This window comes from Allobranchiibius sp. GilTou38 (genome assembly GCF_017565325.1).
Lineage (GTDB): Bacteria > Actinomycetota > Actinomycetes > Actinomycetales > Dermatophilaceae > Allobranchiibius > Allobranchiibius huperziae.
In genome coordinates, this window is the sequence record NZ_JAGEKN010000007.1 from 1 (window position 1) to 13,317 (window position 13,317).

Sequence of the window (13,317 nt, forward strand, 5' to 3'; positions counted from 1 at the left end):
GCCGCGACCCGAGCCCCTCGTGGCGTCTTCGGTAGAACGGGAGCCGGAGACAGGAGTCGAACCTGCGACATCCTCATTACAAGTGAGGCGCTCTACCAACTGAGCTACACCGGCGTGGGCTCGCGACACCGCGCGGACCGGCACCGATGGTACCGGCGGGCTCAGGTGGCGGCGAGCAGCGCTCCCAGTGCGCCGAGCAGCAACGACGGGCCGAGCGCGACGTGGGTGTGCCGGGTCGCCCTGCGCGTGAGCACCAGCACGAGCGAGACGAGCCCGCCGATCACGAAACCCCCTGCCAGTCCTTGGATCAGCACCGGGTAACCCCACCATCCGAGCGGCAGTCCGAGCAGGGCGGCCAGCTTCACGTCGCCTAGGCCGAGGCCGCCGGGCACGGCCAGTGCAAGAAGCAGGAACACCGTTCCGGCGAGCGCCCCGCAGAGCAGTGCGCGTGGCAGCCGGTGGACATCCCAGTCCAGCGCGAGCAGCAGGGCGATCACCGGAATGGCCGGAAGGGTGAGGCGGTCGGGCAGCCGATGCACGTCCAGATCGATCGCGGCCAACGGGAGCGCGACGGCGATCAGCACGACGTACGCCGACACCAGGCCCCAGCGGTGCAGGTCTGCCAAGTGCCACACCGCACCGGCGGCCGCGAGTGCCGCGACAGGCACGAGCCACCTGCGGGCGGGCAGCGGTGCGCTCTCTTCGGGCAACCGATAGCGCCCCGTCGCGAGCGAACGACGCAGCCACTCCCCGTACGCCGCGCCGACGGCGCCAGCGAGGAGGACGGCGGCCGCGATCATCGCGTCAGTCTGGTCGCCCGCGCGCCGGCGCGTGGGCGGTCTGTGGACAAAGGTCGATGCTCACAAGCGACCACGCGGCGCCCTTGTGCCGGGTCACCACCCTTCGCGCCGCGCGCAACGGACCGAGCGGTGCCCTTGTGACGGCCGAGCCCCACGCGTACGCCGCGTTTCGGACCGAGCGGGCCACAACGAGCGCCACACCCTTTGCCGCACTGCACCTTTCGGACCGAGCGGGCCGAAACGTCAGCAGCACAAAACAGAAAACACACCGCAGGACGACGAACCGCCCGCCCCTACAACAGGGACGGGCGGTTCGAGTGGTCGGTCAGACCAGCACGTACGCGTTCAAGAAGGTCTGCAGGCCGCGGACGGTGCGCGTGTTCATGTACGACGCGCCATCGCGGCTGATGCCGATCTTGGTCTGCAGGGCGGCGACCGTCTTGGGGCCGATGTCGCCGTCGGGGGTCGTGCCGACCTTGCGCTGCAGGGCGGTCCGGGTGGAGTAGGACATCGTGCCGGTCTGCGACACGCCGACCCACTGCTGCACCGCTCTGATGGTGAGCGGACCGAAGGAGCCGTCGACGGCGAGTTTGCGGACGCTGCCGCGGGAGGGGGGCGGCTGAGGAGTGGGATTGCCGCTCCCGGGGTTGACCACCACGGCGAGACCGTTGGCGCGGGTGAGCCCGGCGCGCACGCTGCACACCGGCCAGGCGCCGGGGCCCTGGGCGCGCAGCACCGCCTGCGCGATGTAGATCTGCTGGTCGCGGGTGGCCAGGTTGGCGGTGGCGCCGTACTTCGAGCCGCCGAAACCGGTCCAGGTGCTGGCCGAGAACTGGAGCCCGCCGTAGTACCCGTTGCCGGTGTTGATCGCCCAGTTGTTGCTGCTCTCGCAGGTCGCGACGCGGTCCCAGACGTTGTACGGGGACTCCGCGTGGGCGGCGCCGGCGGTGGCCAGGCCGGCGCCGACGGTGGCGGCGGAGGCCATCATGACTCCAGCGGTGCGTCGTCCGGTGGTGGAGGACGGTCTGGCGACAGCGTGTTTCGGTGCGTAACGCAAGAGCGTTCCTTCCTGACGAACGCCTGCGGGGTGAGCTGTCGGGTTCGGGCTGTCAGGTGCCCGGCCGGCGTGCCGGCTTCACCCCTAGGCAGACACGTACGGCGTCCGCCGTTGTTGGGTCCCCCGTCCTCGGCCGGCGTCCTCGGGAGTGAGGGGCCGGTGCGTCCGATGAGGTTCGGCGTCCGGACGCGCGGGTGTGCGGTATGCAGTTGTGACACTTCCCCGTACTTGTGACGTATGAGGTGCGTGTGACTGGTGATCACATCGTGCAGGGGCGGCAAACGTTACCGGAGGTTTGCGACACGCGGGCGGAAATGCTTGCTCTATCCGAAAGATCAGCGTATGCGGGCTCGGCGGCGCCGCAGCGCGTTGCGATCCAGCGGTGCCGCGAGCACATCGCCGAGTACGACCCCCGTACTGATGGCGAGAGCGACTCCCGCGGCGCCGAGCAGGGTCGGGAACGCCGCTGCGCTCTGGGTATTGGAGGCGGCGGAGCCGATCACCGAGCCGACGATGGCGTCATACATGCCCTCGAAGATCCGCAGACCGGGAAGCATCGGCGAGACCGCCGGCAGCACCAGCACCAGGGCGGGCGCGCCGAGCCGTAGGCCGATCACGCGGGCGAGCACCCCGACCGACACCGACGCCACCGCGATGGAGGTGGTCGCCCCGACGGCCCACACCAGGTGCGCCAGACCCGACAGGCCCAGCGCCAGGCTGCCGAGCACCGCGGTCGGCAGGATGAAGCGCGGCCTGCTGCGCATCGTGAGCGCACCGGCGGCGGCACCGACCGCGCCGTAGAGGAACTGCAGGCTGAGCGTCGCGCTCGAGGATCCGAAGTGCAGGGCGCCCGGTGAGGTGAGCTGCAGGTTGAGCGCCGAGTCGAGTTTGAGGGTGAGGGACAGGCCGCCGGCGACGCCGACGATGATGCCGGCGGCGCTGAGGAAGACCGTGAGCAACCGGCCTGCGCCGGTCACCGGATACCCGGTGATGGCGTCCTCGACCGCCGAGGCCATCGCGCGTCCGGGCAGCAGCACGACCAACCCGCCGGACACGGCGTACGCGAAGTCGGCCGTCGACATCTGCAGTCCGAGGTCGCCCTTCGCGGCCAGCAGGTAGCCCAGCCAGGCCAGCATCACGGATACGGCACTCCCGACCGCGTCGATGTAGAACGACGGGATGTTGCGCCTGCGGATCAGACGGCCGAGATAGTCGGTGACGAAGGCGGACAGCACGGCCACGACGATGGCCATGCTGCCGCCGCCGAGCAGCGCGCACACCGATCCCGCCAGCGCCGAATAGCCGACCGCGATCAACCACCGCGGGTAGATCCGGGTGCTGCGCTGGATCCGCTTGAGCCGTCCCAGCGCCTCGTCGATGTCGGTGAAGCCGCCCCGGGTCAGCTCCTGCACCATGACGTGGACGTCGGTCAGCCGGGCGAAGTCGCGCGTGCTCGACCGCACCACACGCAGCATCGTGACGGTCTCCCCCGACGGTCCGGGCGCCTGCACCAGCAGCGACTGGTTGGTGATGTCGACCTCGAGACGTCGCAGGCCCGCCGCCGCGGCGACCGCGACGACGCTGGCCTCTACGTCCCGGGTGCCCGCGCCGCAGCGCAGCAGTAACTCCCCGACCCGCACCGCGAGATCCAGCGCCTTGCGGGTGCCGGCGTCCTTCTCCGGTGCGCTCATCGTCGCGGGGTGCCGGTAGGGCGAGTTGCGCAGCGCGTCCGCGATCGGCATGGGCTCGGTGACCGGCTCGCCGCGTAGGAAACGCATCCGTCGCGCCACCGCGAACCCATGGGCCGGCGACTCGGCGATTGTGGAGTCGGTGTCCTCGGGGATCCGGTAGCTACCGGAATCCGGGTCGGGCAACGGTGCCTCGTGGCCGTACTGCGCCATGGGTCTCACGCACCTCCGGTACGTCGGTCGGGAAGGTTCGATGCTCCCGCACCCGCCACGCACGGGCCCGACGGGGACGTCGGCTCAGCGAGCGGGGCACACGGGAGACGCCCCGCGGGGCGACCCGTCATGCTCTCTCAGCCACCTGGCAGCGAGGGAAGAACGTCGCTCAGGGGGAGCTGTGCGGTGTCGGCATACGGAAAGGTGCTCACCCCCTGGTCCAGGGAGCCCAGACCGTAGAGCACCGCGAGCAATGCGATCGCGACGCACACCCCGATCACGACCCGGGTGACGGGCACGTCCCGGGCCACCGAGCGCACGATGCTGCGCGAACCGCGCCGCATCCCCGCGCTGCCCGGGCCCCACCACAGCACCGCGCAGCCGGCCAGGGTGCCGAGCACCATGGGGATCGGGCGGTCGACGGCGGCGGGCGCATGCCGCGCGAATGCCGTCGCCACGGCAGCAGCGGCGGCGACGCATGCCCCCACGAAGAACGGGATGACCATGGTGAGCAGCGCCGAGAAAGCGCCGACGACGGCGTGCAGCGGCGACGTCGCGACCGCGACCATCGGATCGGACCTGCGGGGCCCGGAGTTGTAGCGGCGCAGCACCATCGAAGTGATCGCCCGATCGTTCCAGCGAGCGGCGAACGACCACAGGAACGTCACGATGAGCGCCAGCACCGGCCAGTGCACCGCGAGCCCCACGTCCGCGGCGGCGAGCGCGGCGAGGGTCCCGGTGCGAGCGGGCCGTCCGATGCGGGGATCCAGGTGGGTGCGCCCGGAGCCGGCGTACGACGGGTCGGGCGATGGGGTGGCGCCCCAACCCGGGTCGACGGCCTGCCGCGGCGCAGGCCGGTAGTCGCGGGTCGGGTCCGGGGTCCGGGCGACCGGCGGCAGCACGGGAGCCGCAGGCCCCGTGGGCTCGGCGCGACGCGCCGCCTGGCTGCCCCACAGCCCGACGTCGCTGCGATCCGCGCGGCCTTCCCTACCCCGCTCGCGCCCCTCGGGCAGCTGGGTGGTGGCCGGGCGGGTCCGCCGCACCGCGATGCCGGTCGTGTGCCCGCCGGTGGAATAGACGTGCAGCTGCTCGAGCACCTCGGCAGCGCTCGGGCGGGCGCTCGGTTCGGGGCTGAGCGCGGCGGCGAGCAGAGGGCGCATCCGTGGGTCGACTCCGCGCAGATCCGCACGGCCCTCCGAGACCCGGTCGAGCACGGCGTGCATGGGTCCGCGACCGAACGGCGCCGTGCCGGACGCGGCGTACGCCAGGGTGGCCGCCCAGCCCCACCAGTCGGTGGCCTCGGTGACATCGCCGCCCTCGACGATCTCCGGCGAGAGGTAGCCGGGGGTGCCCATCACCAGACCGGTGCTGGTCAGCCGGGTCTCGTCGGCGACGTGCGCGATGCCGAAGTCGATGAGCACCGGCTCCTCGCCGTCCATCAGCACGTTGCCGGGCTTGAGGTCGCGATGCACGATGCCGGCGCGGTGGATGTCGCGCAGCGCCTCCGCCACGCCGCTGCCGAGCGCGGCGAGCTGCGCGGCACCCAGCGGCCCGGTCTCCTCCACGACGGCGTCCAGCGGCGGGCCGTTGACGTAGCGGGTCACCAGGTAGGGACGGTCACCGTCGACATCGGCGTCGACCACCCACCCGATCCGCGATGAGCGCACCAGGGAGAGCGTGGTGACCTCGCGGCGCAGGCGCTCGCGGGCGCCGTCGTCGTAGGCGATGTGAGCGCGCAGCACCTTCAGGGCGACGACCTGGTCACGCCGGTCGAGGGCCTTGTAGACCACGCCCATGCCGCCCTCGCCGACCTTGCCGAGCAGCCGGTAGGGACCGATGGTGTCGTACGCCGGTGCGCCCTGTGCCGCGTTCCTCCGGGCCGGCCCCGTGGGCAGCCGGATGGCGTCGGTCGAGGCACCGGTGAAGCCCTGGGAGGCGTCGGTGCGGCGATCGGGGGAGGACATGGTTCAACCGTAAGTGCTCCCACGGTGCGCCGAACGGGAGCCTTCCCGGCGCGGCGTGGCACGCACGGACGGCTCACTCGCCGGTAGGGCCTGCAGAGACCGTCGGCCGGTCGGCCTGGACGTGCGGTCGCTGAGCCTGAGCCCGCGCGATCCGCCCGGTCGCCCAGAAGGACAGCAGCATCGCGGCGACCAGCAGCACTCCGATGAGGAACGTGCGACCGTCGAGCGGCCTGACCTGGCCGCCCCCGGCCTCGCTGCGGGCCGAGCCGGCGAGGAACGGCACCACGACGAGCACCCCCAGCCCGAGCAGGGTCTCCGCCACGGCGACGCGCGGAAAGTGGTCGAACACGGCTCTGCCGACTCGCGTCTCGTCGTGCTCCCGCATCGCACGGGTCACCCGGGGCAGCAGGACCAGCTGGTTGTAGGCGCCCGCGAGCAGCATCAACCCCACCAGCGCCACCTTCGCGAGCAGGAACCGGCCGTACGGCGTGGTGACGAACTGCGCGAACGATCCGACGTGCTCCCACGCCAGCCACAGGCCCGACACGAGGATGCCGCCGGCGCAGCCCATCGCGAGCACGCTGAACCGGGACCAGATCTGCGCCCAGGCCAGCCCGCTGCCCTCGCCTCGGGACCGGATGGCGAGGTGGGCCAGTACGCCCAGGCCGCCGACCCAACACACCCCGCTCAGGATGTGCACCTGGACCAGCGTCGTGTGCAGCCAGTCGTCCACGGTGAGCCCGCCGAACGCGGTCGGGACGCTCGGGGCGAGCTCCCCGACGACGGCGACGAGCAGCGCGACGGCGGCCCACCGCACCGAGCGCAACCGGCCGGCCACGATCGCCAGCGCCGCACCGCCCGCTAAGAGGGCGACCTGGAGTGACCGCAGCATCGAACGGGCGATCCATTCGCCGCTCTCCCTCGGCGTGCTGAGGAAGTCGCCGATCGCACCCGGCTGCAGGCCCCTGCCGAAGCCGAACTCGCCGGCGCGCGCGGTCAGTGCCGCCATCTGCAGGTAGAGCGCGGCGAGCATCAGCAGGCCGATGAGCGGGAACATGCCGAGGGCGCGACGCCGGGCGCCATGGTCGGCAGATGTGGCGCCACCGTCCTCATCGCCGGCGGCCGCGGGAAGTACGACGAGCAGCACGGTCACCAGCCCCCCGATCAGGGCGCAGAGGGCTCCGAAGTACCCGACTTCGGTGAGCACGCGCCATAGCTTCGGCGCGACGTACGGGGTGGCGGCAGCGGCGATCTCAGTCATGGTTAGGAGAGGCTAACCTAAGTACGGCTGTCGGGGTGCCAGGCATGGGCGCACGCACGCCCGACGGTCGGAACGCGATAAACCTAGGGTGGGGCAGCCAGACCGGCCGACCCGACGACAGCAGGAGTGTGCCGCGTGCCCGACCCGAAAACCTTCGACTTCGTCATTGCCGCGAACCGGCTGCCGGTCGACCAGAGCACCGACGACGAGGGCAACGTGACGATCTCGCGCAGCCCCGGCGGCCTGGTGACGGCCATGGAGTCGGTGATGCGAGGGCGCGAAGGCGCCGCGTGGATCGGCTGGGCGGGAGAGACCGGGGAGGCGCCGGAGCCGTTCGAGGACAACGACATGTATCTGGTCCCCATCGGCCTCAGCGACGACGAACACGTCGACTACTACGAGGGATTCAGCAACGACAGCATCTGGCCGCTCTACCACGACGTCATCGTGCCGGCGACCTTCAAGCGACGATGGCGCACCGCGTACGAGCGGGTCAATCAGCGCTTCGCGCAGAAGATCGCCGACCTGGCGGCGCCCGGGGCCACGGTGTGGGTGCACGACTACCAGTTGCAGCTCGCGCCCGCAATGGTCCGCGAGCTGCGCCCCGACGTGCGGATCGGCTGGTTCAACCACATCCCCTTCCCGCCGGTCGAGCTCTTCATGCAGCTGCCCGGCCGCGAGGACCTCCTCTGGGGTCTGCTCGGTGCGGATTTCCTGGGGTTCCAGCGCTCGGCGGACGCCGAGAACTTCCTGCGCGCGTGCCGCCGACTGCTGCACGTGCGGGTGCGGGGCGATGTGGTGCACCACGGCGACGGTCGCACGACGCGCGCCGCGGCGGTGCCGATCTCGATCGACTCCCACGACGTCTACGCCCTCGCGCACTCCGACGCCGTGCGCGAGCGCGCGGCCCAGATCCGCAAGGATCTGGGCAACCCCAGGAAGCTGCTGCTCGGCGTGGACCGGCTGGACTACACCAAGGGCATCCGGCACCGGCTCAAGGCGTACGGCGAGCTGCTCGCGGAGGGGACCCTCGACCCGGCCGACGTCACGCTCGTGCAGGTCGCCACGCCCAGTCGTGAGCGACTGCAGGCCTATCGCACGCTGCGGGGCCAGGTCGAGCAGACGGTCGGTCAGATCAACGGCGAGCACTCCCCGATCGGTTCGCCGGCCGTCACGTACATGCACCGGTCCTTCCCGCGCGAGGAGATGATCGCCCTCTTCGTCGCGGCCGACGTCGCCCTGGTCACGCCGCTGCGCGACGGGATGAACCTGGTCGCCAAGGAGTACGTCACCTGCTGCGCCGACGACGGGGCCCTGGTGCTCAGTGAGTTCACCGGAGCCGCAACCGAGCTCGCGCGCGGTTCGTTCCTGTGCAATCCGCACGACATCCGCAGCCTGAAGAAGACGATCATGGCCGCGATCGAGGCCCCGGAGAAGGAACGCCGGTCCCAGATGAGGCGGCTGCGGAAAGTCGTGCTGGACAACGATGTCCAGAAGTGGGCGGGCCACTTCCTGGCCGCTCTCGAGGCCGCACCCGAGAAGCCGGCGTCGTGAGCGACCTCGACCCGGCCCTGCAGCAGGCACTCATGACGTACGCCGCACACGATCGGATCCTCTACGGCACGGACTTCGACGGGGTGCTGGCCCCGTTGGTGCTCGACCCGTCGATGTCGGCGCCGATCCACGGCTCGGTGCAGGCGCTGCGCGAGGTGGCGGCCTCGGACGGCGCGACGGTCGCCATCGTGTCCGGCCGCGACCTGGCGACCCTGCGGCACCTGTCCGGGATCGCCGAGGACGAGCCCATCGTGCTGATCGGCTCGCACGGAGCCCAGCCGAGCATCCCGTTGGACACCGGCGAGGTGTGGGACGACGCTGCCGCGGACCGGTTGCACACCGTCGTCGACGCGCTCGAGCAGGTGGCGGCGCAGCACCCCGGCACCCGGGTGGAGCGCAAGGCAGCGGGTGCGGCGCTGCACACCCGCGGGATGGACGACGACGTGGCGAACGAGGCGATCGCCGCGGCCGAGGACGCCGCGCGGCAACTCGTCGGCGTGCACGTCATCGCGGGGAAGAACGTGCTGGAGATCGGCGTCCTCGACACCAACAAGGGGGCCGCACTGCGGGCGCTGGCGGACCACGTCGGCTCGCAGGTCACCTGCTACCTCGGCGACGACCGCACCGACGAGCGCGCATTCGAGGTGCTCCACGCGAGCGACGGGCACGTCACCATCAAGGTCGGCGCCGGCGACACCGTCGCAGCGCACCGCATCCACGACTCCGCCGACGTGCTGACCGTCATCCGGCAGGTCGCCTCCGCACGCGATCGCTGATCCGTTCGTACCAGCAGCCTCGACCCAGCCGCGACCACCGCACGAACCGCCAGCAGGTCCTCCGACAAGCAGCATCGCGCCCGCGGCGTAGGTGCGGGCCCGCCTGTCGCGGTCGTCAGCAGTCGATCAGGCGGCTGGCTTCGTGACGGCTACGTGGTCGACGTGCGATGCGGGTATCCGACGGCCGCGCTGCATTCTCGACGACGGTCGCCGGCTCGCGACCCCCGCGCTCGAACTGACGATCACCGACTGCGCCGTCCCACCAGCGGACGCAGAGTTGGTCCTGCAGTGCGTTCGAGACGCGCCCGACCCCGGTTCGTCACGCCGCTCCCCACCGGGAGTTCAGCTGAGGCTCATGGCTCGGGGATTTGATTGGTCACGCAGAACGGGTGACCGGCGGGGTCGATCAACACTCGCCATCGATCCGGGCTCGGTTGAGCAGACGCGCGAGTTGCCCCCAGGGCGACGGCGGCCCGCTCGCCGTCATCAAGATCCGCGACGGCGAGCTCGAGGTGCAGCTGCTTGGGGACCTCCCCGGTGGGCCAGTCCGGTGGGCGATGATCGGCGACACGCTGGACGGTGATGAGCACGGCGGCGCCGCGTAACGCGACGAAGTCGTCGTTCTGCCAGATGATCTGCAACCCGAGCAGATCCCGCCAGAACTCCGCCTCTGGAAGCGGGTCGATCGCGTCGAGGGCCACCGCGGCGAGTCGAACACTTGGACGGTCTGAGGATGACATGACCGCATGACACCACACGACGCCGTCATCGCGGCCATCCATCACCGCGAGACGACCCCCTTCCCGGGACTGATCTGGTCGCGTGCCTCCGAAGCGCTGGCATCGACTTCGCAACTCGACTGGACCACACTTGGCGAGTGCGCCCGCCGAGGAGAGGGAACCTGTGACCGTCGAGCTCAGCCATCCTGCAGGCCTGCTCCGCCAGAGCGACTACGCACCGCTCGCGATCGGCACGGGATCGCGGCTGCTGTTCCTGGCCGGACAGACCGCCACGTCACCTGACGGCATCGTGGAGGCTGACGACCTGGCCGGCCAGGTGTACGGCGCGCTTCGCTACGTCGTTATCGGCGTTCGCGGAGGCGGCGGCGAGGCCAAGGACATCGCGCGACTCACCTGCTACATACCCGACTGGCGGTTGGACAAGTGGGATGCGGTGCTCGACGGCGTCGCGCGGCACAGGAGTCCGAGGGGATAGCCAAGCCCATGCCACCCATCACGATCATCGGTGTGCAGGCGCTGTTCAATCCCAAGCTTCTGATCGAGATCGAGGCCATCGCAGTCGTCGGCTGATTGCAGTGATCGGGCACGTTGACAGATCCCCGGTCAGTACGGCGAGTGTGCTGCGCAACGGCCGATGATGAAGCTACCCGATCGGGATCGCCCTGCGGGCGGTCCCGTCAGTGGGTTGAGCCTGCTTCGTTGAGCACGCGGCGGCCCATTTGTTCTACCTGATCAACTGTCCGGGTCTATGCCTCGGGTAGGTGGTCGCTTCCCGCAGCAGGCGGCGCACAAGAGCAGAGACGGGGACCTGGGCTTGAGCCGCGCGGTGCCGCAACCGGATGTCGAAGTCTTTGTCGATGCGCAGCTTCGACGGGATGTTGAGGGCCGAGTTATGTTCGGCATGACCGGGGCTGCCGCTTCCCTCGGCTGCTCAGTGGTGTTCGGTCGACTTATGTCGGGAGCGACCCTACGAAGCTGCCCAACTGCCACAAAACATTCACGGAAGCAACGCCTCGATGTGTGCGGCAATGAGTTGGGGTTGAGAGATGAAGGGGTGGTGCCCAGTGTCTATCTCTGCGGTCCTGGTGGCTCGGCTCGCGTGGGATCGCTGCAACTCGACCGAGGTGCTGCGGTCGTTGCCGCAGACGATGTAAGTGGAATCGATATTGCGCCACCCGGCGGCGCTCGTGACCGTCAGGAAGGCACCAACCGCCTGAGGGGTCACGCGGCTCCAGGCTTGTTCCTGGATGTCCTGATCAGTGTCCTGTAGAAACCTGGCACCGAAGGAATCAGCGTCATATCCGGTGACGCCGAGCATGCCGCCGCCGACGTCGCTGACCGCCACCGGGTTCGTCTCCTTGCTCATGATGTCGCTCTGTGTCTGTCCGACGTCGGGCAGGTAGGACGACACGTACACCAGGTGTGCCACCGACGGATGGTGGCCCGCCTCGGCGATGACGGTTCCTCCGTAAGAATGCCCGACGACAATCGCGGAATCCACCAGGTCCAGTTCACGTCGTAGCGCCGCCGCGTCCGCGACAAGGCCTCCGGCCGCTTCCTCGGGTGTGGTCTCGCCACACGACGGCAAAGCCAGGGCACGACTGGTCATCCCAGTGCGCTCTCGCAACACATCAGCAGTCGGCTGCCACCACCACCCACCGTCGCGCACCAATGCCCCGTGAACGAAGACCACTTCCATCGACTGCCCCTTGCGTCGTCGTTCCCGGACACCCGACGTTATCCGCAACGTCTGGTACGCGTGAAAGGCACGCCAGCGCAACGTCGTTGATCCAATCGATCATGTCAGGCGCGCCCTCCCGGACACCCGGCGATCTGGCGGTCGCGGTGGGCGGACCGAGCGTCGGGCCCAAGCGGTGGCCCAGCGCGGTGCAGCCGTGGTCGTTTGTATCGACGGCCGATCCCTGACTGGGCATCACCGCCTGCGGCTTCACCTGGGGTGGCCACGGGCGCTACGCGCGGTAAACGACCCGCCGGGCACAGGTGACCCATAGGCTGCGCTCGGGTGTGGCCGACTCGGGGAACCACGCCAACCGTGCGAAAGCAGGCCAATCCATGATTCGTCGTCTCACCGCCGTGGGCGCAGTGCCCGCCATCGCAGCTCTGGGCGTTGCCATCGCGGCGCCCGCGGGTGCCGCGACCACCACCAAAACGGTGCACCACGTTAGCCGCCAAGCCATCCTCACAGACATCGCCCGCATCCATCCGGCGACCTCCACCGCCCCCTACGGGACCTGCAAGCTGGTCGTGCCATCCACGATCCGCTTAGACCGAGCCGGTTACTTCGGATACATCGGTCTTACCGGAGGATGCGCCCTCCACCCAGGAATCTCCGCAGCCTGGTTCGCCGGCGGTGACACTTTTACGGGGTCGAGTTACACCGTGCTGTTCGACCACGACGATGCATTCCTGGGAGGGAACGACACGTTGGGTGTGTTGAGCTGGAAGGGCTGGTTCGCGTTTGACGACCAGGGCCACACGTACACCCAGGACACACCCCGAACAACGATCAAGGTCGGATCTTGGGCTGGTCTGCAGACCTCCAGGTCCGGCAGCAAGGTCACCATCAACACCCGCGCTGTGCGGTACGCCACCAGCCTGGACAAGAACATCCCCTGGGCCGGTGAGACCGGCGTCATCCAGTACCGCCCCAAGGGCGGAACCGCATGGACAAGCCTGAAGTCCTTTTCCACCAACTCCACCGGCGCGACCTCCTACAGCTACACCAGCACCGCGACCCGCGACTACCGGGCCGTCTACACCGAGCAGCCCTACATCTGGGGCGCCACCAGCCCCACCTCACAACGCTGACGCAGAGCCAGATCGACGAAGGGTCGTCCCGATTGGGACGACCCTTCGTGCTATGTGGTCAATCAACGATCGCTCTACGGGCCAATCCCGTGTGCGTCACGCCACGCTGCAGTGTCACTGAGTTCGGATGGGGCGAACTGGTCCAATCTTGGAATGCTATTTTTTCCTGCGAAATAGACCAAATTTGCTGTCGAGAAATAGCATCACCGGAACCAGTACCACAATCACAACAACCGCGACCACTGTATGCATAACCAAATCTTACGTCATCATGCATGGTTGAAGGGTCCGGACCGCTACAGCCGAAATCAGCTACAAGCGCGTGGTCACTGCACGGTGTCAGCAGCAGACGAGCCCATCACTCCTGCCGGAACTGATCGACCCGACCATGCACGGCCGCGGCGACTCGACCCGCTCAGCCATCGCGGTCCGGCG

11 protein-coding genes, 1 tRNA gene and 1 riboswitch are annotated in these 13,317 nt (G+C 69.4%); of the genes, 4 read left to right on the forward strand and 8 right to left on the reverse strand.

Annotated features, from left to right (window positions below; translation table 11 throughout):
- Positions 1-41: 41 nt before the first annotated feature.
- The 6 genes from JOB34_RS09180 to JOB34_RS09205 form a co-directional block, all read right to left on the reverse strand.
- Positions 42-114 (reverse strand) — tRNA-Thr (locus JOB34_RS09180).
- Between the two features lie 47 nt (positions 115-161).
- Positions 162-800: an A24 family peptidase gene (locus JOB34_RS09185; protein ID WP_208052446.1), complete on the reverse strand. Its 639-nt coding sequence runs from the start codon at positions 798-800 to the stop codon at positions 162-164.
- 325 nt (positions 801-1,125) lie between these two features.
- Positions 1,126-1,785 (reverse strand): transglycosylase family protein, encoded by a 660-nt coding sequence (locus JOB34_RS17865; RefSeq protein ID WP_279538904.1) that lies wholly within the window; start codon positions 1,783-1,785, stop codon positions 1,126-1,128.
- Between the two features lie 77 nt (positions 1,786-1,862).
- A riboswitch (cyclic di-AMP (ydaO/yuaA leader) is annotated at positions 1,863-2,006 on the reverse strand.
- Between the two features lie 186 nt (positions 2,007-2,192).
- Positions 2,193-3,758, reverse strand: coding sequence for a threonine/serine exporter family protein (locus JOB34_RS09195; protein WP_208052448.1), 1,566 nt, complete (start codon positions 3,756-3,758; stop codon positions 2,193-2,195).
- 137 nt (positions 3,759-3,895) lie between these two features.
- Complete coding sequence (locus JOB34_RS09200; protein WP_208052449.1) at positions 3,896-5,722, reverse strand: serine/threonine-protein kinase; 1,827 nt, start codon at positions 5,720-5,722, stop codon at positions 3,896-3,898.
- Between the two features lie 73 nt (positions 5,723-5,795).
- The gene (locus tag JOB34_RS09205) at positions 5,796-6,983 is read right to left on the reverse strand and encodes a CopD family protein (RefSeq protein ID WP_208052450.1); all 1,188 of its coding nucleotides are present in this window, start codon (positions 6,981-6,983) and stop codon (positions 5,796-5,798) included.
- 135 nt (positions 6,984-7,118) lie between these two features.
- Here JOB34_RS09205 and JOB34_RS09210 point away from each other — a divergent pair, with 135 nt between their 5' ends.
- Positions 7,119-8,537, forward strand: coding sequence for a trehalose-6-phosphate synthase (locus JOB34_RS09210; protein ID WP_208052451.1), 1,419 nt, complete (start codon positions 7,119-7,121; stop codon positions 8,535-8,537).
- On the forward strand, positions 8,534-9,313 hold the full coding sequence (gene otsB, locus JOB34_RS09215; RefSeq protein ID WP_208052452.1) for a trehalose-phosphatase: 780 nt from the start codon (positions 8,534-8,536) through the stop codon (positions 9,311-9,313). The genes JOB34_RS09210 and otsB overlap by 4 nt, the downstream gene beginning before the upstream one ends.
- A gap of 353 nt (positions 9,314-9,666) precedes the next feature.
- Here the strand turns inward: otsB and JOB34_RS09220 are convergent, their stop codons facing one another.
- The gene (locus JOB34_RS09220; RefSeq protein ID WP_347813807.1) at positions 9,667-10,014 is read right to left on the reverse strand and encodes a VOC family protein; all 348 of its coding nucleotides are present in this window, start codon (positions 10,012-10,014) and stop codon (positions 9,667-9,669) included.
- A 202-nt stretch (positions 10,015-10,216) separates the two neighbouring features.
- On the opposite strand from JOB34_RS09220, the gene JOB34_RS09225 reads away from it, so the two are divergent.
- Complete coding sequence (locus tag JOB34_RS09225; RefSeq protein ID WP_208052454.1) at positions 10,217-10,528, forward strand: RidA family protein; 312 nt, start codon at positions 10,217-10,219, stop codon at positions 10,526-10,528.
- A 522-nt stretch (positions 10,529-11,050) separates the two neighbouring features.
- On the opposite strand, the gene JOB34_RS09230 is transcribed toward JOB34_RS09225, so the two are convergent.
- Positions 11,051-11,752, reverse strand: a complete 702-nt coding sequence (locus JOB34_RS09230; protein WP_179482859.1) for an alpha/beta hydrolase — start codon at positions 11,750-11,752, stop codon at positions 11,051-11,053.
- A 326-nt stretch (positions 11,753-12,078) separates the two neighbouring features.
- Between JOB34_RS09230 and JOB34_RS09235 the strand changes: the two genes are divergently transcribed.
- Positions 12,079-12,882 (forward strand): hypothetical protein, encoded by an 804-nt coding sequence (locus JOB34_RS09235; protein WP_208052455.1) that lies wholly within the window; start codon positions 12,079-12,081, stop codon positions 12,880-12,882.
- Positions 12,883-13,317 lie beyond the last annotated feature (435 nt).

Excerpts from the sequence above, each read along its gene's own strand:
- JOB34_RS09195 (WP_208052448.1), bottom strand. The coding sequence starts at position 3,758 with ATGGCGCAGTACGGCCACGAGGCACCGTTGCCCGACCCGGATTCCGGT.
- JOB34_RS09200 (WP_208052449.1), bottom strand. The coding sequence starts at position 5,722 with ATGTCCTCCCCCGATCGCCGCACCGACGCCTCCCAGGGCTTCACCGGT.
- JOB34_RS09230 (WP_179482859.1), bottom strand. The coding sequence starts at position 11,752 with ATGGAAGTGGTCTTCGTTCACGGGGCATTGGTGCGCGACGGTGGGTGG.
- JOB34_RS17865 (WP_279538904.1), bottom strand. The coding sequence starts at position 1,785 with ATGGCCTCCGCCGCCACCGTCGGCGCCGGCCTGGCCACCGCCGGCGCC.
- JOB34_RS09205 (WP_208052450.1), bottom strand. The coding sequence starts at position 6,983 with ATGACTGAGATCGCCGCTGCCGCCACCCCGTACGTCGCGCCGAAGCTA.
- JOB34_RS09185 (WP_208052446.1), bottom strand. The coding sequence starts at position 800 with ATGATCGCGGCCGCCGTCCTCCTCGCTGGCGCCGTCGGCGCGGCGTAC.